We start from the raw sequence: 20,440 nt of genomic DNA, 5'->3' as shown, positions 1-20,440 counted from the left end.
GAACGTCGTCTCCATAGTCCCTCTACGCCCTAGCAAGCAAACTGATGTTTAGCATACCACTACTGACTCGGATTCAGTACAACAATTATTTCTGTAAGCCTAATTCCCAGAGGTTTCCAGTGGGGATTGGTGGAGGAAAAAGTACTATCTCCTGACACTGATTGGTAGTCATTGGGGAACTTTTCAGAAGCATTAGGAGCAGCATCTACTCGTAAAATGAGTTTGCCTTGATAACGGGATAATTTGCTACTATCCAGCAAAATAGTGCCGCCGTAATCCCAACCCAATCCATAGACTTTAAAGTTACCTAGTTTTTTGCGTAACTCACTTAACGGTGTTCCTACTCCAATACCTTCGCGGGTTTTCCAAGCTGAACCCAGGTTACGCACATCTAGAGGTTTGGTACGAGTATTATCACTCCAGACTATTAACAGAGATCGCCCCTGATTTAGGTTTACCTGAGTAGCTGCAAAACTACCTATTCCTTCAGCACCGGAAATGGTTTTATCAACGAGATGGGATGCACCAAATAGCTTTACTAAATCTTGCTTAGTGGTTGTGCGTGTTATCGGCCCCACTCGTTCGCCAGGAACAATCAAGATATCTTTTGACGCTTGCGTAGCAACAGTACTTGGATGATTGATTTTTTGGGGTAGTGCAAAGGCTGGGTTTGCTGAATAGTTAATCAGTAAAGCTAAAGTAGCTGTAGCAATGCCTTTGATTGATGAATTCATAGGTTCTATTTTGGGTAGCGGCTTATGAGTGAGAAGCATTCATAGTTTAATTACTACAATTTCTCAATTACATATTCCCGATTTCCCAAAAATTTTATAAGAAGAATTAAGAACTCAGGAGTCAGAATTCAGTATGAATTCTGTACGAGTGGATGATAGCGTTATGGTTAGAGTATTCTGAATTCTGTATTCTGTATTCTGACTCCTGTTTTATTTCATCGCTCTAGTTGCGTTTAAAATTGCCAGTAAAGCTACTCCAACGTCAGCAAAGACAGCTTCCCACATTGTCGCTATACCAAAAATACCCAATCCAATAAATACAGCTTTAACTGCTAAAGCAAAGCCAATATTTTGCCAAACAATTTGCCTTGTTTTTCTGGCAATTTTTATTGCTTCTACCACTTTTAACGGTGCATCTGTCATAATCACAATATCGGCAGTTTCGATCGCGGCATCTGAGCCTAACCCACCCATTGCCATACCAACATCCGCTCTAGCAATCACAGGTGCATCATTAATACCATCGCCAACAAAGGCAACTTTACCATGCTTGCCAGCAGTGCTGAGTAATTTCTCAATGGCATTAACTTTTTCTTCTGGTAATAACTCTGCTTGATATGTATCTATGCCAAGCTGTTCAGCAATCCGAGAAGCGATCGCTTGATTATCTCCTGTCAACATTACTGTTCTCTCTACACCCATCCGTTTGAGTGCTTGAATAGCAAGTCTAGCATCTTCTTTAAGTTCATCAGCAATGACAATATATCCAGCGTAAATATCATCCACTGCAAGATGAATAACTGTTCCCTCTAACTGGCAATTATCGTGAACAATATTCTCTCTGTGGAGTAGGCGATCGCTTCCCGCTATCACTACCCTATTTTCAATCTTGGCTCGAATTCCATAACCTGCAATCTCTTCATAATCTCTCACCTCAAATTCATCAATTTTTTCACCATAAGCTTTACGGATAGATTGAGCTATGGGATGATTTGAGTGCGATTCTACTTTGGCAGCTAATTGCAGTAATTCTTGTTCATTCCAGCCATTTAATGGTACTATTTTGGCTACTTTGAATACCCCTTTTGTTAACGTTCCCGTTTTATCAAAAACAACTGTATTAACTGCATTTAAAGTATCTAGAAAAGTAGAGCCTTTAACTAAAATACCACGTCTGGCTGCACCTCCCACACCTCCAAAGTAACCTAATGGAATACTGATAACGAGTCCACAAGGACAGGAAATAACTAGTAAAATTAGGGCACGATAAACCCATTCGGAATAAGTTGCACCCGAAATGAATAAAGGAGGTAATATTGCAACTGCTAGAGATGTAAAAACTACAATTGGTGTATAGTATCTAGCAAATTTAGTAATAAACTTTTCTGTTTCTGCTTTTTTACTTTTGGCATTTTGCACCAAGTCTAAAATCTTGGCAATGGAAGATTCATCAAAGAGTTTTGTAACTTTAATGCTGAGAACACCTATTTTATTGATCATTCCAGCCAAAACTGTTTCACCTAACCTCACCGTTCGTGGTACAGATTCTCCAGTTAATGCGGATGTATCAACTTGCGAATTACCATCGATAATTTCGCCATCTAAGGGAATCTTTTCTCCAGGTTTAACAACGATAATATCCCCAATATTTACTTTTTCTGGTGATACTTTCTTGAGTTCTCCCTCTATTTGGATATTGGCATAATCTGGGCGGACTTCCAATAATGCTTTGATCGAATTACGGGAACGACTGACAGCAATATCTTGGAACAATTCTCCAATTTTATAAAATAACATTACTCCGACAGCTTCGGGTAATTTATGAATTGCGATCGCACCTAGTGTCGCTACTGTCATCAAAAATGTTTCATCAAATACTCTGCCTCTGAGGATATTACGCCCAGCAGTTTTTAAAACACTCCATCCACTTAATAAATAGGCAGGGATAAAAAGCAGATATTCACCGATTGAATAAAGCGTATTGTGTAATTGAGTTTCAAAAATTACACCAGGCGCATATAAACTTAAAATCACAACTAAAGGCAATACCTCATTTTTTAGATTGAATTCTCCACCGTGGTCGTGATTATGGTCATGGTTATGATTCTCATCATGATTGTGATTATGAACATGGTTATGATTCTCGTGATGATCGTGTTCACCGTTGCAACAATCTGAAGATTCTGAATGTACTTTCTGCTTCATTTTTTCTATGGAGGCTAGTAACTTATTGGATATATTAGCCTTTATTCAAATTTAATTAAAAAAAGAAGTTTTTACAAGTTGATAATTTAAGAACGAGAATCTATATCAATATAATATTTAGGTTTCTTGTTAAATCTTTCTATTAATATTTAGTGGATATTAAAATTTATAGTCTTGCGACGGTAGTTATTCTTGTCAGTGTTTCCTATAATTATGAGAAAATTATGAAAATTTGAGAGTACAAACAAATGCCCTTCCCAGAAAAACCAGCCAGAAAGCCCAGCCTACCTGAAGTTCATCGCAGCATTAAAATTCCTAACACCAAAAGCTTCTGGCGCAAGATGTTGGCTTATGGAGGGCCAGGATATTTGGTATCTGTAGGGTATATTGACCCTGGTAACTGGGCAACTGACTTAGCAGGCGGGGCTAAATTTGGTTATGCGTTGCTAACGGTGATTATGCTTTCCAACTTGATGGCGATTTTAATGCAATCTCTGTGTGTGCGGTTGGGAGTAGCAACGGGGCGAGATTTAGCGCAGGCTTGTCGAGAAAACTTCGGTCCGCGTGTTAACTTCGGGCTATGGGTACTTTGTGAGATAGCGATCGCAGCCTGTGACTTAGCGGAAGTTTTGGGAAGTGCGATCGCGCTGCAACTACTTTTTGGCATTCCCCTGAGTTGGGGCGTGTGTATCACAGCACTAGATGTAATTGTATTATTACTGCTACAAAACAAAGGCTTTCGCTATACAGAAGCTTTGGTAATCTTGTTAGTAGCAACTGTAGGCATCTGTTTCACAGCAGAAATCATTTTTTCGCGTCCTGATTTGGGCGGAGTCTTATTAGGATATGTTCCCAAAATAGAAATTGTACAAAATCCAGAAATGCTCTACATTGCTATTGGCATTTTGGGGGCAACAGTAATGCCACACAACTTGTATCTACACTCATCAATCGTGCAGACGCGAGATTGGGAATCAACATCCGAAAAGAAATGGGAAGCGATTAAGTTTGGCACAATCGATTCTACAGTTGCTTTATGTTTCGCCTTATTTATCAACTCAGCAATTTTGATTATTGCGGCGGCAACTTTTCATTTTTCTGGTAATCAGGATGTTGCAGAAATTCAAGATGCTTATAAATTGCTCTCTCCCTTATTAGGTGTAAATGCCGCCAGCGCCATTTTTGGCTTGGCATTACTTGCTTCTGGACAAAGTTCAACCCTGACTGCCACCTTAGCAGGGCAAATCGTCATGGAAGGATTTTTAAATCTGCGTCTAAAACCTTGGCTACGTAGATTATTAACTAGATTAATTGCCATTATCCCAGCATTAATTTCAATTATACTTTTGGGAGAAAAGAGTACAGGTAGCTTACTAATTTTCAGTCAAGTGATTTTGAGTTTACAGCTATCGTTTGCGGTAGTGCCTTTGGTGATGTTTACGAGTAATCGTCACTTAATGGGCGAATTTGTCAACCCTTGGTGGCTAAAAACTTTATCATGGTTAGTAGCAATTGTGATTGGTAGCTTAAATGCTTGGCTATTATTGCAAACTATTTCAATCTGGCTATTTACAAGTACTAGCTAGAATATTTATAGCGGTTCGCAGCGCTAGGATGTACACAAGCTCATTTTCAGTACAACAATTATGGTGAAAACACCCTCCCAGCCTTTGACAATTCCTCTTTTGGAAAATGGCGACAAACTCACCCGCTACGAATTTGAGCGTCGCTATAATGCCACCCCTAACCTGAAAAAAGCTGAATTAATTGAAGGGATTGTCTATATTATGCCTGCTGCTCTGCGTTTCCAAAGTCACGGTCAACCGCATGGTTGGATTATTGGTTGGTTAGTTGCTTACGAAGCTGCAACTCCTGGTGTAGCTTTGGGAGTTGAACCTACCGTCCGCTTAGACTTAGATAACGAACCTCAACCCGATGTTGTTCTGTTGATTCTACCGGAAGCAGGGGGTCAAACGCGGCTGAGTGAAGATGATTATATTGAAGGTGCGCCAGAGTTAGTTGTGGAAATTGCTGCTAGTAGTGCGGCTATCGATCTTCATGGCAAAAAACAGGCTTATCGTCGTAACGGTGTCAAAGAATATATTGTTTGGCAAGTTTTAGACCAAAAATTGACTTGGTTTTCTCTGGAACAGGGTGAATATTTGGAATTAGTACCTGATAATGAAGGCGTTTTGCAAAGTCGGGTATTTCCAGGGTTGTGGTTAGCGGCGACAGAGTTATTAGCAGGTAATATGCAGGGTGTGTTGAAGGTTTTACAAGCAGGTTTGCAGTCTGCTGAACATGGGGATTTTATCAAGAAATTAGGTAGCGATCGTTGAACAATTTCTAAATGGGGAAAGTATCTTAAGCAATTATGTTTGCACACCAAATTCTTCTGAATCTACACCCCAATTTATCCAGCGAATTGCTTCACGCGCTGAGTTCATATTCGGCGAAACTCGCAAGGCATGAATAAAGCTTGTACTAGGACAAGTCATTTTTAATAAATAAATTGGTTCTTCATCAACATCAGCATCAATTTTTAATAACGTGTATTCTTGCCAAGTATCTAATTCAATAGCTTGTAGTTCTTGGCAGATTCTAGCGTAACCAATACCCTGAATTAATACTCTCCGTAATTCGGCATTTTCTTCTGTTAAAAGCCAAGTAGCTTGCCATTGCTGAGGGGGGATTTTAGCGTACTTTTCAGGTAAGATTACGCCGTGGTAGGAGTAGAGGCTATATCCATCAGTAAATTCAATGGCGGGTTCGCCTTCAGCGTGGAGGCGATTTTCATTGTCGAAGCGCAGGTGAAGGGGGCGATCGCATACTATACAAAATTTTTCAAATGGAGAAATCCAACCACAAAACCTTGATAAAGACTGTAAAGTTTCCCATCTTTTTTTGCTGTAAGAATAATTTAATACAGAAACGTAAAAATCCACATTACAACAACGATTAGCCAAATTTTGTAAATTTAACCAGAGACGATCTCCTAAATTTATATTGATTTTAGGCTGATTTTGGAATTTATCTTCTAATACATATTCTCGTGGATTAAAATTTGGTTTAACATCAACAATACTTAATTGTCTAAGAATCTCCGTATTTTTTTGATATGAAAATTCTCTATCTTTATTAGTTAAATCTGCAATAATATAGTCGCAAACATTATTATTGAGACTTAGAATATTTATATTATTAAAATTTAAATTAGGTAGCTTTTTAAAAATTATTTTTAAACCAGCATAAGGACTTTCACAAAAAATAATTTCTGGCTGTTGTTTACCGATAGCTGTATATGTAGCTTTAACAACTTCCACCGCTTTCTCTCGATAAACTGGAATCAAAGCCTCTTGCTCAGGCGTTAACTTTTCAATCAGCGACATAACGCCAACCTTCAGGCTCGTATTCTCGCTGAATTTTCACCATCCAGTCACCTTGGGGAATAGAAATAGCTTTATGCTCCTCATGAGCTAGCAATGCCGAATCTGAAAAAACACGTAAATAGAGTGTGCCATCTTTTTCAGATAATTCTGCCTTGCCCTCAGTAATCCGATGCTTATGACCCGTAACTTCGCCTTCTGCCAAAGTTAAATGAGGTATTTTTTGTCCTTCAACCTGCTGCACAGGTAGTAAGATCACATCACCCTGACGAATTGGTTGCATAGTTCTGCTTTCCTGACATGGGTACAAATCCCACTTCGCTTTTGCTCTCAAGTTTGATTTAATTTTGGCACAAGCTTTATTAAAGTGAGGCATTGGGCATTGCTTATTCTCCTTCATCTCCCCCATTCCCCACTCCCCACTCCCCAATCCCCAGTCCCCAATCCCCAGTCCCCAATCCCCAATCCCCAAATTTAAAAACTGTAGTCGCCAATTATGCGTTAGATAAGTTAAAGATTAAAATAGCTGGAAATTCAGACCCAGCGTACCCTCATGTATCCTCTGGGACAGACTGGGCATTAAGTTCAGCGAATTTTCTCCCAAACAGGCAGTTTATGTGAGGATTAAATCACCGCCCTAAGCGTGACCTTTGATCTTGACAATTTGCAAAAATTACCTCAACTTGACTGTTTAGCTTAGTAGCTCTTCTTTTTATTGAAATTTCCATGTCAACTCTCGTCATCGTCGAATCTCCAACCAAAGCTCGTACCATTCGCAACTACCTGCCAGCAGGCTATCGGGTGGAGGCGTCTATGGGTCATGTGCGTGACCTACCCCAGTCGGCTAGTGAAATTCCTGCTGCCGTCAAGGGGGAATCATGGGCGCAGCTAGGGGTAAATGTGGACGCCGACTTTGAACCGGTGTATGTTGTCCCGAAAGACAAAAAGAAAATTGTTACCCAGCTCAAAGATGCCCTCAAGGATGTAGATGAACTGATTCTGGCAACGGACGAAGACCGGGAAGGTGAAAGCATTAGTTGGCATTTATACCAACTGCTGAAGCCGAAAGTTCCCACTAAGCGGATGGTGTTTCACGAAATTACCCAAGAGGCGATCAAAAAAGCTCTGAAAAACTGCCGTAATATTGATGAGCAGTTGGTTCGCGCCCAAGAAACCCGGCGGATTTTAGATCGACTTGTCGGCTATACTCTGTCTCCCCTCTTATGGAAAAAAATCGCCTGGGGATTATCTGCTGGGCGAGTGCAATCTGTAGCTGTAAGACTTTTAGTTACTAGGGAACGCCAACGCCGCGCTTTCCATGAGGGTACATACTGGGATTTGAAAGCCAGTTTGTCAAAGGAAAAAACCCCCTTTGGTGCCCAGTTGGTAACGTTGGGAGGAACTAAAATCGCTAATGGTAGCGATTTTGACGCAACGACCGGAGAAATTACCGCAGGACGTAATGTCTTGTTGCTCAACGAAGAACAAGCGGTAGCCCTCAAGGAACGCCTAACTGGGAAAACCTGGAATGTTAACGACATTGAGGAACGCCCAGTGACGCGCAAACCGTCGCCACCGTTCACAACTTCGACGTTGCAACAAGAATCTAACCGAAAACTGCGCCTCTCAGCCCGTGACACCATGCGGGTTGCCCAGAATTTGTACGAGCAAGGGTATATTACCTATATGCGGACAGATTCGGTGCATTTGTCAGATCAAGCGATCGCAGCTGCTCGCAGTTGTGTAGAAAAGCTCTACGGTCAACAATACCTTAGTCCCCAACCCCGGCAATACACCACCAAATCCAAAGGCGCACAAGAAGCGCACGAAGCAATTCGTCCAGCAGGTAGCACCTTCCGTACCCCCCAAGAAACTGCTTTGGGTGGTCGGGAACTTGCCATTTACGATTTGATTTGGAAGCGGACTGTTGCCTGTCAAATGGCTGATTCTCGGCAAACTCAAATTACCGTACAATTGCAAGTCGAGGATGCTGGATTTCGTTCTTCTGGCAAACGGATTGAATTTCCAGGATACCTACGTGCCTACGTCGAAGGCTCGGACGACCCAGAAGCAGCACTGGAAGACCAGGAAGTAATTTTGCCGAATCTGAAAGTAGGGGATCATCCGAATTGTACAGAGCTAGAAGCCGTTGGGCACGAAACTCAACCGCCAGCTAGATACACCGAAGCTTCTTTGGTGAAAACATTAGAAAGCGAAGGTATCGGTCGTCCCAGTACTTACGCCAGCATCATTGGCACAATCATCGATAAGGGTTATGCCCATTTGGTGACTAACGCCCTCATTCCCACCTTTACCGCTTTCGCCGTCACTGACTTGCTGGAAAAACATTTTCCAGACATCGTTGATCCCAGTTTTACCTCAAAGATGGAGCAAACCCTTGATGACATTGCCACAGGTGAAGCGAAATGGCTGCCCTACTTGCAGCAATTCTATCTAGGAGAGAAAGGGCTAGAAACCCTAGTTAGAGAACGGGAAAGTCAAATTGATGCCACCAAAGCTAGGACTGTAGAACTAGAGAATCTAGATGCCAAAGTCCGCATTGGAAAATATGGCCCCTACATCGAAGTCGTCAATGGTGAGGGGGTGATTACCGCCTCAATTCCCAAAGACTTGACACCAGCTGACCTCGACCCCAAACAGGTAGAAGTACTGCTGCGGCAAAAAATCACTGGCCCTGACCAGGTAGGTCGGCATCCCGAAACTGGCGAACCGATTTATGTGAAAATTGGTGCTTACGGGCCCTACGTCCAATTGGGTGATAAAACCGACGAAAACCCCAAACCGAAACAAGCCTCCTTACTTAAAGGTGTCACCCCAGAAACCGTTACCCTGGAAATGGCTGTTGGTCTGTTGGCACTACCCCGAACACTAGGAGTTCATCCCGTCACTGGCGGCAAAATCCAAGCAAGTTTGGGACGCTTTGGCCCTTATGTGGTTCATGACCAAGGTAAAGAAGGGAAAGATTACCGCTCCCTAAAAGCTGCTGATAATGTATTGGCAATTAGCCTAGAACGTGCATTGGAATTGTTATCCGAACCCAAAAAGGGACGCAGTTCCACCAACAGCAAGTCCAAGGCAGCCTTACGCGAATTGGGTACGCATCCAGAAGATGGGGAAACAATCAATATCTACGATGGACCTTATGGCCCTTACATCAAGCATGGCAAAACTAATGTAAGTATCCCAGAAGGTCAAACGGTAGAAGATATAACTTTGGCTGAGGCACTGAACTTGTTGTCAGCTAAGGCATCGACAGCGAAATCGACTCGCAAAACGACTAAATCAACGAGTTCCAAATCTAAGTCAACTACTAAGTCAACTGCTAAGTCATCAACGACGGCTGCGAAAAAAAAGAGCGCAGAAAGTTAATTGCAAGTCAAGAGTCTCAAGTCCAATCCTGAACTCTTGACCCTTGATATCCATCCTTGATAGGATACAGTTCGATAGGTTGCAAGTGTGATAGTCTAAAAGGTAAGGGAAAACACAACGCCAAATTTTAGAAGTGGCTTATGTCCCAAATGCGGGATTGTGTATCAGCCCGATTGGAAGCCAGAGGTGCGAAAATATGCTATTTTCACCTGTTAATCAAAAATTGAGGTAGTATCTCAGGAGCGGTCTGTTCATGGACTATATAGAAAAGGTGCTGGAAAAGCTTAAGGAATTAGCTCGTAGGCTAATTGAGAGCCTGTTAGGGCCAGAGGCTGAACCGGAACCGGAACTGATTCCGATTCCTGTGAACGATCGCTCACGGCGTCGCCACTAATCCCAAAGTGCTGAACTCGACTTTGCAATCCTTAAGCATTCTAGTACTGCATGGGCCAAACTTAAATTTGCTAGGACAGCGAGAGCCAGGAATTTATGGTTCTTTAACGCTAGCTGAAATTAACCGCCTGTTAGAAGAAGAAGCATTCAAGTTACAGGCGAAAGTTTTTTTTGTGCAGTCAAATCATGAAGGAATTCTGGTAGATGCAATTCATGGCGCATTAGGAGAGCATCAGGGAATTCTGATTAATGCAGGCGCATATACCCACACAAGTGTCGCCTTGCGAGATGCGATCGCTGCTGTTAACTTACCCACAGTAGAAGTGCATCTGAGTAACATTTACCGCCGGGAAGATTTTCGCCATCATTCGTACATCGCCCCAGTTGCGATCGGACAAATAAGTGGTTTTGGCGTTCAAAGTTACCTGTTGGGCTTACAAGCTTTGGTAAATCATTTGAGAAAGGATGAAAGATGAATCAGTTATAGACTTTAGACTTTAGATGAAGTTCTAAAATCTAAAATCTAAAATCCAAAATTGTATGCGTTACTCTCCTATTAGTCGGTTTAAAGGTACTTTACTCGGAGCGTTTCTAGGGGAAAGTTTAACTTGTGGTGGTGGAATCCAATTTCAGAGTTGCCTAGATTTGGGCAAAATGGCGGTTATTGGTACTCAGAGTTTAATTACATTGGGTAGATTAGATTTAGATGATTGGATAAGGCGTCAGCAAGAAGAATCGCTTCATTTAGCTGCAACTGATGAGATATCGGTAAAAATAATTATTGCCACACTACCAGTAGCACTCTTTTTTCACGAAAATCCAATTAAACTGCGTCAAAACTTGCTACGTGTACTAAACATCTGGGAAGATGACCCAGTAGTAAGAGATGGAACACTCGCAGTTGCTTATGCGATCGCTCTTGCCCTAACGGAAAAACTCGACCCCCTAACCCTTATTCCACAAATAATTGCTTTTATCGGAGAAACACCGACATCAATACCAAAAAAATTATTAAGAGTCCAGAATTTATTAGAACAAGGGGTGGGATTGTCAAGGGTACAAGCTGAGTTTGCGAGGGAAGAAAAACTCAGTAATACTATTGCAATGGCATTTTACTGCTTTTTGAGTACCTTGGAAGACTTTCGCCTTGCAGTTTTGCAGGCAACTTACAATGATAATTCTCAAGTGCAAGATGCTACGCTTATAAGCTCAAAGGCTACAGGTGCAATTACTGGTGCTTTATCAGGAGCATATAATGGTATCGGTGGAATTCCTGTAAATTGGCAAGTCTTGCTCTTGCAGAGTAACTCTCCAGTATGGGGACTAACTAGTTTTTCCCAAATGTTAAAATTGACTGATGCATTTGTGGCGGTGTGGTCGGGAGTGTATGATCTTACCTTAAATCCAAGGGAGTTAGCAGAGGAGGGATGTGAGGCGGCTCTGCTTTCTGTTTACGCAGCTCCTCGCGTTATTCGGTTGCGTTAATCTCAATTAAATCCCTTTTTAAAAGTAGGCAAACTGATGCCACAGTGTATTAGTCTCATATACTAGGATTTTTCCGCAAACCTCGGACTGATTCTGTAGCTAGCTATTGTGGCAAATCGGCAGTAAAAAAGCCCCGCCACCGTAGTTACAGTAGCCGCAGAGTAAACTTTCCTGATGATTGTCTTTTTTTGAGCCATCAAAGTCGGCAATTGCAGGCAGAGATTAATGAAAATGCAGCAATTTTTGCAGTTCTTGAACCAGCAATTGATTCACTGGCGGCGACAGTATACAGCACTACGCCGTAAGGGAAAGTTAATGAGAAGTCCCAAAGCTAAAACCCATAGAAGGGAACTTCTCAGGACTATGCTCAAGAATATACTCCTGTTTTTATCAAAAACCAATCACAAAAGCGTAGGCGTAGCCCGCCGTAGGCATCGCAGAAAACAAGAACGATCGCTAAAACCAAAGGCAAAATCGGTCAAAACTCAGAGCAGTATTTATGCAGTCGGTTTAGATTGGGCATATCAACAGCGTTACTCGGTAATTTTGGCGATCGCGATCGTATCTCTAACAGGCGTTATTGGAAATAAATTATACAATCAGACGCAACTCCAAGTTGGAAATCCCGCGCCCCAGACAATTACAGCCCCTTACACAGCTAATATCGAAAATCAGAAAAAAACAGAAGCCAAGCGCAAAGCCGTTAGTGAAAGCTCCTTACAGATGTTGATGCTTGATGCGCGAGTGAATGAAGAAATTAATAAAAATTTGCAACAACTCCTAGATGATGGCAACGAAATTCGCGCCGTTGCTGGAGCTTTTCCTTTTCTTAATTCCGTAATTTTATCCATTTCTACCCAGCGTTATCTCCGCTCTTGTCCTGAATCGGAATGGCAAGCACTATTATTGACTGTAGAAAATAGTAAAAATCCGCAGAAGAAACCAAAAGGACAAACTACCGCCTCATCTAATCAGGAACGCCAGCCGCGCACAACACCCAAATCTGATTCACAGAGTCCAAAAAAGACAGAACCAACTGATTTTTCTCAAAATACTGACTTTACTCAAGCCGTAGCAGAACTAGAATCTTACCGTCTCATAACTTCTGAGAAAAACTTATCCTTACTAATTGCCTTAATTTCCCAAGCACGCCAAAGATACACCCAAGCCACTGCCAAACTTTTACAGTTAGAGAGTGTTAAGCCAGAAGCAGTATACGAAGAATCCCTGCTTTTAGATTTGTTAGATGTGGAGTGGAAAAAAACCCAAACGGGAATTCATCAAATTACAGAGCGGATTCTTGCCCAAGGCATCCCACAAGGACTACCAAAAAATATCTTACAAGATGCGGTGAGTTTACAATTGCAGACCTTTGTACCAGAAGACGCCGAAACTTTGGCAAAGAACGTGTTGTTAGCTGTACTCAAGCCGAATCTACAAAATGATGAAGAACAAACAAGAGAAAACGCTCAAAAGGCTGCTGCTGGTGTGCCCCCGGTGATGGAGAAGGTACACTCTGGTGAGGTAATTGTCAAAAAAGGAGCGCAGATTACTGCATGGAACTTTGAGGTGCTGGAGCATTATCACCTGATTCGTCGGGAGATAAAATGGCAAGAATTGCTGAAGTTAGGAAGCGTGATTGCGATCGCCATTAGCATTTTTGTCTGGGTAGAACGGCATATCGATTACGAATTGCGACAACGCGATCGCTTGTTAGTGTTACTGCTAACTCTGAGTGTACCAGGAGCGATCGCGATCGGATTGCCCTATACTACCTGGAGTGCCCTTGGTTTGTTGTTGGGAAGCTTCTACGGCTCTACTTTGGCGCTGACAGTTGTCGGACTGTTGTTGCCGATCTTAGGCATGAGCTTGGAGATGAGCAAGGCTGCCCTTTTAGCTGGTGTTGGGGGAGGAATATTAGGTAGTTACATCGCTCAACGATTGCGATCGCGTGAAGAATTGGCCTTATTAGGTGTGGCGATCGCTTTAACTCAAGGCGGTATTTATCTGGTTGTTAAAATCTTAATTGGTCAAGCATTTGGTTCAACCTGGTATATCGTCCTCCAAGAAGCCGGATTGTTTGCTTTATCCGGTTTAGGCTGGAGTATTGTCGCCTTGGGCTTGAGTCCTTATCTAGAAAAAGTTTTTGATTTAGTTACCCCAATCCGCCTAGCAGAGTTGGCGAATCCTAACCGCCCTTTATTAAAACGACTTGCTACCGAAACTCCGGGAACTTTTCAACATACCCTGCTTGTGGCTACCCTTGCGGAAGCTGCTGCCAAAGAACTAGGATGCAATGTTGAATTGGTCAGGGCCGGAACATTATATCACGATATTGGTAAAATGCACGACCCCCTTGGCTTTATTGAAAATCAAATGGGCGGGCCGAATAAACATGATACTGAGATTAAAGACCCTTGGAAGAGTGCAGAAATTATTAAAAAGCACGTAACCGAAGGGTTGGTGATGGCACGTAAACACCTTTTACCGACAGCGATTCAAGCTTTTATTCCAGAGCATCAGGGAACGATGCTGATTGCCTATTTTCATCACCAAGCCCAGCAAATGGCTCAGGAAAATCCGAGTTTAATAGTAGACGACGCAGATTTTCGCTATGATGGGCCGATTCCGCAATCACGGGAAACAGGAATTGTTATGTTAGCAGATTCTTGTGAAGCCGCGCTGCGATCGCTGCAAGTATCGGCTAAATCTCCGGGAAAGAAGCCATTGCTTAAAGATGTCTCTACCGAACAAGCTTTAACAATGTTAAATAACATCTTGCGTGCCAAATGGCAAGACAATCAACTCGTAGATTCGGGACTAACACGGGAAGAAATGTCACAAATTGCTGAAATATTTGTGGAAGTTTGGCAGCAATTTCATCACAAACGCATTGCTTATCCCAAGTTTAAGGCTAGTGGTGCTGCGCTTAATTCTTAATGCGGATAAGTAGATAAACAAAATTAATTACACAATGGCATTGTGTAATTAATTCTGCACACTTACTTAACGTGAGTTCGACGAACCTCTCCCTGCCTTGAACTGAAGTTCAAGTCTGTCCCTCTCCGACTCGGAGAGGGACGGTTTTGCGTAGTAAACCTTCTTAGAGGTTTTTTGATTGAGCAAATTGGGTAGATATTATATGAGCAATCGAATTCACGTTTACTTAGGGGCAATACGCTTGGGTTAAGGCTAGCACTCTTTGTCAATTTTAACGAACCACAGAGGCGCAGAGGACACAGAGAGAGGAAAGAGAAGGAAAAAATTGCTTAACTGAACTGTATTGTACTTAGGGGTTGCTGAATAAACAGAAAACCTTGATAAATCAATGCCTTGAGTGGGATAAAAGGTGAATAAGGTGCGAGGAAAAAGACTTGATATCACAAAAAATCAATCACTTTTTCGGATTCAAGAGATTTAGGGGTAGCTTGTAATTCCCCTTCTGCCTCTTACCTACTTAGACGAGTCATTTCAAACAATTGCTGGGCATTATTTCCTAAAAAAGCATCAAAAAGTACCTGCTTTCCAGATTCCACTTCTACTAGATAGCGCTGGGCAATTTCATAATAGGCGTAAGTCCAAGGAATCTGAATTTCTGCACCACTGTTATCATCTAATACCGTCACCATTTCTGTGACTGCTTGAGTTGCAGTTTGCCGCAAACCACAAGTAATATTTCCCTCTATCTCTGCTTTCATTGGTACACCCAGGTTAGCTAAAGCACTGGCGGTAGTATCAATATCTGGATATTCTGGAGTATTCTGCCCGTTGACATAGCCTGTGAAATGGTTGACAGCATAACCGTGTAGCAACACCCAAGCCCCATATTGAGTAACCTGATTCACCTCTTCGACAAAAGAACGCTGGGGAAGTTGCCAAGGGCGGGTAAAGACTTGCTGGAGTTCTTTGGCGATGGTTTCAATATTCCTGTCTTTTTGTAGAATAATCAGGGGTGAGGTTAGTTCCTTTGGGATTGAATATACTGTTTTAGAGATGAGTTGGGCAATATTAGCAGGCAATTCATCGACAATCAACTCGCTGATAAACAGCTTGGGTAAGTTAAATTCCTCTTGCTGTGGATGACGATAATGACGAGCGTACAAATGAGTTTGAGCAAAAGTATACTCTCCAGCCGCCACGTAACCTAAAGCTTCTGCAAGTTGTCCAAGGTAGTCAATTCCCAAGTTAACTTGACCCTGTGGAGTATCTACTAATAAACGCAATGACCGAAAAGCAATGTGGTCGTTGGCGACAGTCCCACCCGCAGCAGTAATCATTTGTTGGTAGGTACGGGCATAATTTACCCTGGCGCTGTATTCTTGCCAAAGTAATTTCCATAAATTCAGGGTTATTTCGGGTTTCATAATGAACTGGGGATTGGGGATTGGGGACTGGGGATTGGGGATTGGGGATTGGAAATTGGGGATTGGAAATTGGGGATTGGGAATTGGGAATTGGAAATTGGGGATTGGGAATTGGGAATTGGGGATTGGGAATTAGAGATTGGATTAAGTATTAAGGTTCAACTAATTTTTTTCAGTCCCCAGTCCCCAGTCCCCAGTCCCCAATCCCCAATCCCTATAATTTTTTAATAACTTAAAATCTCGCTGATAATCTCAAGGGCTATCTGAATTTGGTCGCTGTCGATAACTAGAGGGGGACAGAAACGAATTGCGGCTTTACCGCAACCTAGTAATAATAAACCGCGTAAAAAAGCTTCTTGGATAATGCGATCGCGTAATTTATGATCGAGATTACCCACTTCATCCAATAAATCCACCGCTACCATCAAACCCTTACCTCGTGGCGGCGATACTCTGGGAAATCTTTGATGCAACTTGGTCAGACTAGCTTGTAATAATTCGCCCATCTGGGTAGCGTTTGCCATCAAACCACTTTCCAAGAGTCGCAGTGTGGCAATACCAGCAGCACAAGCTACAGGATTACCACCAAATGTAGTAGCGTGAGAACCGGGAGGCCAAGTCATTAACTCTGGTCTGGCAAGTATCGCTCCCAAGGGCATACCACTGGCGATACCTTTAGCTGTGGTAATGATATCAGGCATCACACCCCAATGCTCGATCGCAAATAAGCGACCAGTCCGCCCCATCCCCGCTTGTACTTCATCCACTACCATCAGAATACCGTGGCGATCGCATATCTCCCGAATCCGTTTTAAAAAACCATCTTCGGGTACGATATATCCACCTTCTCCTTGAATCGGTTCGACGATGATCGCTGCTACTTCTTGCGGTGGTAAAATTGTCGTAAATAGCTGTTGTTCCAAGTAATCTAAACTAGCGTGAGTGCCGTAGGGAATATGAGTTACCCCAGGAACTAAAGGCCCAAAATTAGCTCGTTGCACTGCTTTGGAACCAGTAAGAGACATTGCCCCATAAGTGCGTCCGTGAAATGCACCTAAGAATGCCACAATTAGCGATCGCTTGGTGTAATATCTAGCTAGCTTAATTGCTCCTTCGTTGGATTCTGCCCCAGAATTGCTAAAAAATATCTTTGCGGGAAACACACCATTACTCTGTGGCTGGGGAAAAGGGGCGCGCATCGCTAATTGTTCCGCTAGTTCTACCATCGGCTCATAATAAAAATCTGTCCCTGACATGTGCAACAGACGCGCCGATTGTTCTTGAATTGCCTTGACAACTTCTGGGTGAGCGTGTCCGGTGGCGGTAACGGCAATACCTGCGGTCATATCTAGAAATACGTTGCCATCCACATCTTCTAGCATACAGCCCTGACCGCGAGATACAACTAACGGGTAATCGCGGGTATAAGAAGGAGAAGTTACGGCGCGATCGCGTTGTACAATTGCTTGAGCGCGAGGCCCAGGTAAAACAGTTATTAAATGGGGTATACGAGGTAAATTTAGGTTAATAGGAATACTTAACATATTTTTTTCGGGATTTTTAAAGATTACTGATAATTAAACGCTAAAGTATTGATTGCTTACAGTAACATTTGATTCCATTGCTGTAAGAATTACGCATTTACCGAAAAATCAGAGTATACGTCAGCGACTCAGGAAAAATACAGCTAATTTTCCCTGAATCCTCAGAAGTATTTCACAAAAAAGCTTGACATTAAGCCCTTTCGTATTGTTTAACCGACTACCGTGGGTTTAAATCCCCCAGTTCAATAACTGGCAAGTTTTGGGTCGGGGTCTAAATCCCCGTCACAAAACTTAATTACGAATTACGAATTACGAATTACGAATTATTTAAGACTCTTGCCCGTTTTTATAACACAACTTTTAGAAAATATTAGATATCTGGTGAAAATGAATGTAGAGACGTAGCAGTGCTACGTCTCTACAAGGATTCTGGATAACGCATATTTAATTTCTGGAGATGTCTATTCCCCATTCCCTCTATGGAAACCACCAGCCTCTACCATTGCCGTAAAACTGAAACCGTCCAAAGCCAAGAAATTGACCGTGAGATTTTTCACCCACAGGGAATGCTGTAACACCTAATAAGTAGACACCAGAAAAGCTGGGATTACTCACAGGGCGGAGGGCGATGGTAATTGTCTGTCCTGGAGTTACAGGTGGGTCAAAGTTTACAGAAACCGTACGTGTGTCGCGGTCGTTTGTGACTGGGCCTAGTTTCAGTTGCGTTTCTTTGCGATCGCGTGTGCCGACAAATGCGCGGGTATCATCAAGATTGTAGCGGATGTTTTCCGATCCTTCTTTTTGTGCGATCGTTACCTTCTGGAGTGATTCTCCAGCATTTTCCGGCACATCGATAGTGAAATAGTAAGTTGCGCCCCAAAAATTCACCTCTTTGTAAGTAGTTGTCGCGTTAACAAGTTTTGGCGGTTGCACGAAATAGACTAGGCCATCTCTAAGCTGCACAGCTTGAGTCACCGGAAGTGTAACTTCTCCAATGCCTATTGCTAACGAGAGTGTTATTCCAAACAAAGTTGCAACGCGCATGATTTTCAGATATAAAAACGCACTTACTTTGATTCTAGTTCCTTGGGAATCAGTGATTTCGGAATAATAGAAGCTTGTTTTTCCCCAACCGAAGATTTCGTATACCACCAAGCCCAAGCAATTAAAACAGCTTGAAAGGGAAGTCTAACTACGTGTACCCAAGGTGAGTTTGGTATATGTTCTAGCTGAATGTGATTAACCGCCATATTGATATTGGCAGGGAAAACCGCAATAAAAAGAGCAATAAGTCCCCAAGCAGCAGCTTGACTCACAGGCGGAACTAATAACCCAATACCACCCAAAATCTCATAAAAGCCACTGAGATAAACTAATCCTAAGTGGTAAGGAAGTTGTGGCGGCATAATTTTGACATAAGGTTCTGGAATCACAAAGTGTGTCACTCCAACCACAATGATGGATATAGCAAGGATGACACGTAATATTTCCTTATACTTCTTCATGGTTTTTGCCTTATTATATACTTACCCTCATTACCTCAGTTTGACTGACGGATGTTAATCTGCAATAAAAATTTTCTTAACTAGTTTCAATCCCTAATAGGGATTTAGGTCAATTGCAATAATGCGCCCATCTTTTTAAAGAAGGCGAATATTACGGTTTCAATCCCTAATAGGGATTTAGGTCAATTGCAATTAGATAACTTGAGGTCGATGATATTCAGGGCGAATTGTTTCAATCCCTAATAGGGATTTAGGTCAATTGCAATTAATCCGTCAGCAGCGTAGTCCCCAATGCCCAATGTTTCAATCCCTAATAGGGATTTAGGTCAATTGCAATATGTGCAAGCGGCGGCGCTTGTGGAAGCGGAAAGCAATGCGTTGTTTCAATCCCTAATAGGGATTTAGGTCAATTGCAATTTCATCAGAGATGAAAAGCGCACGAACTTTGAAACTAGGATGAATTTCAGGTTTCAATCCCTAATAGGGATTTAGGTCAATTGCAATCTCGTGGGGGCTTCCGATCCATAATCGCAACTTTATGTTTCAATCCCTAATAGGGATTTAGGTCAATTGCAATAAACCCGTATACAGGTTTAATATATCAATAGGATGTTTCAATCCCTAATAGGGATTTAGGTCAATTGCAATTAAAGGTAATAGTAAAAAGCCCTGTCACTTCGTTGTTTCAATCCCTAATAGGGATTTAGGTCAATTGCAATCTTTTAATCAAGAAGCTACAGGCATACCATTACGTTTCAATCCCTAATAGGGATTTAGGTCAATTGCAATCTACTTGAGCCTGGTACTGGGGCTGCGCTGCTATTTGTTTCAATCCCTAATAGGGATTTAGGTCAATTGCAATGTTGCAGCGCACTAATTGCCGTGGAAACTGCCGAGATGCCGGTTTCAATCCCTAATAGGGATTTAGGTCAATTGCAATTCGCCAAAAAACAATTACACTCTAGCTTCGTAGCTGTTTCAATCCCTAATAGGGATTTAGGTCAATTGCAATACTTACGCTTTGAGGTGTATCTTCGGCATAAAGTGTTTCAATCCCTAATAGGGATTTAGGTCAATTGCAATCAAAAAACAATTACACTCTAGCTTCGTGGGACACGTTTCAATCCCTAATAGGGATTTAGGTCAATTGCAATTTAACAAAGAAGGGGATGAAATTAATATTAGTCAGTTTCAATCCCTAATAGGGATTTAGGTCAATTGCAATCTCAAGCCAGTAAACGCGGTAAGTAAATTATCATGTTTCAATCCCTAATAGGGATTTAGGTCAATTGCAATATTACACTCTAGCTTCGTAGCCGTCGACAGCGGTTTCAATCCCTAATAGGGATTTAGGTCAATTGCAATCCGTTTGCGAACTGTTCTAGAAACGGTATCCACCGTGTCGACAGCGGTTTCAATCCCTAATAGGGATTT

The 20,440-nt window shown here is 42.2% G+C and carries 15 protein-coding genes and 1 CRISPR repeat array (1 of these 16 only partly in view); of the genes, 7 read left to right on the top strand and 8 right to left on the bottom strand.

Annotated features, from left to right (window positions below; translation table 11 throughout):
• Positions 1-59: 59 nt before the first annotated feature.
• Positions 60-734 carry a hypothetical protein gene (locus tag V7K76_RS17330; protein WP_334775531.1) on the bottom strand — a complete coding sequence of 225 codons (675 nt, stop codon included), beginning with the start codon at positions 732-734 and terminating at the stop codon, positions 60-62.
• A 210-nt stretch (positions 735-944) separates the two neighbouring features.
• A complete protein-coding gene (locus tag V7K76_RS17325; protein WP_334775530.1) occupies positions 945-2,939 on the bottom strand; it encodes a heavy metal translocating P-type ATPase in 1,995 nt (664 codons plus the stop codon).
• Between the two features lie 248 nt (positions 2,940-3,187).
• Between V7K76_RS17325 and V7K76_RS17320 the strand changes: the two genes are divergently transcribed.
• Together V7K76_RS17320 and V7K76_RS17315 are read left to right on the top strand one after the other, a co-directional pair.
• Positions 3,188-4,525 carry an Nramp family divalent metal transporter gene (locus V7K76_RS17320; protein WP_334775529.1) on the top strand — a complete coding sequence of 446 codons (1,338 nt, stop codon included), beginning with the start codon at positions 3,188-3,190 and terminating at the stop codon, positions 4,523-4,525.
• A 60-nt stretch (positions 4,526-4,585) separates the two neighbouring features.
• On the top strand, positions 4,586-5,278 hold the full coding sequence (locus V7K76_RS17315; protein ID WP_334775528.1) for a Uma2 family endonuclease: 693 nt from the start codon (positions 4,586-4,588) through the stop codon (positions 5,276-5,278).
• A gap of 33 nt (positions 5,279-5,311) precedes the next feature.
• On the opposite strand, the gene V7K76_RS17310 is transcribed toward V7K76_RS17315, so the two are convergent.
• Together V7K76_RS17310 and V7K76_RS17305 are read right to left on the bottom strand one after the other, a co-directional pair.
• On the bottom strand, positions 5,312-6,328 hold the full coding sequence (locus tag V7K76_RS17310; protein ID WP_442936681.1) for a DUF6745 domain-containing protein: 1,017 nt from the start codon (positions 6,326-6,328) through the stop codon (positions 5,312-5,314).
• Complete coding sequence (locus tag V7K76_RS17305) at positions 6,315-6,608, bottom strand: hypothetical protein (protein WP_334775526.1); 294 nt, start codon at positions 6,606-6,608, stop codon at positions 6,315-6,317. The genes V7K76_RS17310 and V7K76_RS17305 overlap by 14 nt, the downstream gene beginning before the upstream one ends.
• Before the next feature lie 443 nt (positions 6,609-7,051).
• Between V7K76_RS17305 and topA the strand changes: the two genes are divergently transcribed.
• The 5 genes from topA to V7K76_RS17280 all read left to right on the top strand — a co-directional run bounded on the left by topA (position 7,052) and on the right by V7K76_RS17280 (position 14,533).
• Positions 7,052-9,715, top strand: coding sequence for a type I DNA topoisomerase (topA, locus tag V7K76_RS17300; protein ID WP_334775525.1), 2,664 nt, complete (start codon positions 7,052-7,054; stop codon positions 9,713-9,715).
• A gap of 253 nt (positions 9,716-9,968) precedes the next feature.
• Positions 9,969-10,109, top strand: a complete 141-nt coding sequence (locus tag V7K76_RS17295) for a hypothetical protein (protein WP_012410890.1) — start codon at positions 9,969-9,971, stop codon at positions 10,107-10,109.
• 7 nt (positions 10,110-10,116) lie between these two features.
• Positions 10,117-10,584: a type II 3-dehydroquinate dehydratase gene (gene aroQ, locus V7K76_RS17290; RefSeq protein ID WP_442936228.1), complete on the top strand. Its 468-nt coding sequence runs from the start codon at positions 10,117-10,119 to the stop codon at positions 10,582-10,584.
• Between the two features lie 64 nt (positions 10,585-10,648).
• On the top strand, positions 10,649-11,593 hold the full coding sequence (locus V7K76_RS17285; RefSeq protein WP_334775523.1) for an ADP-ribosylglycohydrolase family protein: 945 nt from the start codon (positions 10,649-10,651) through the stop codon (positions 11,591-11,593).
• Between the two features lie 225 nt (positions 11,594-11,818).
• Positions 11,819-14,533, top strand: a complete 2,715-nt coding sequence (locus V7K76_RS17280; RefSeq protein ID WP_334952424.1) for an HD family phosphohydrolase — start codon at positions 11,819-11,821, stop codon at positions 14,531-14,533.
• Positions 14,534-15,042: 509 nt separating this feature from the next.
• Here V7K76_RS17280 and V7K76_RS17275 read toward each other — a convergent pair.
• The 4 genes from V7K76_RS17275 to V7K76_RS17260 form a co-directional block, all read right to left on the bottom strand.
• Complete coding sequence (locus tag V7K76_RS17275; protein WP_334952426.1) at positions 15,043-15,957, bottom strand: DUF1338 domain-containing protein; 915 nt, start codon at positions 15,955-15,957, stop codon at positions 15,043-15,045.
• 224 nt (positions 15,958-16,181) lie between these two features.
• Positions 16,182-17,501 (bottom strand): acetyl ornithine aminotransferase family protein, encoded by a 1,320-nt coding sequence (locus V7K76_RS17270; RefSeq protein ID WP_334952428.1) that lies wholly within the window; start codon positions 17,499-17,501, stop codon positions 16,182-16,184.
• 477 nt (positions 17,502-17,978) lie between these two features.
• Positions 17,979-18,545, bottom strand: coding sequence for a DUF2808 domain-containing protein (locus V7K76_RS17265; protein ID WP_334775519.1), 567 nt, complete (start codon positions 18,543-18,545; stop codon positions 17,979-17,981).
• A 23-nt stretch (positions 18,546-18,568) separates the two neighbouring features.
• On the bottom strand, positions 18,569-19,006 hold the full coding sequence (locus V7K76_RS17260) for a DoxX family protein (RefSeq protein WP_334775518.1): 438 nt from the start codon (positions 19,004-19,006) through the stop codon (positions 18,569-18,571).
• Between the two features lie 83 nt (positions 19,007-19,089).
• Positions 19,090-20,440: direct repeats of the CRISPR family, unit length 37 nt; unit sequence GTTTCAATCCCTAATAGGGATTTAGGTCAATTGCAAT; it runs 374 nt beyond the window's last position.

This window comes from Nostoc sp. (assembly GCF_036917975.1).
In the GTDB taxonomy this organism is placed as follows: domain Bacteria; phylum Cyanobacteriota; class Cyanobacteriia; order Cyanobacteriales; family Nostocaceae; genus Nostoc.
This window is presented reverse-complemented; position numbering and strand designations above follow the sequence as displayed.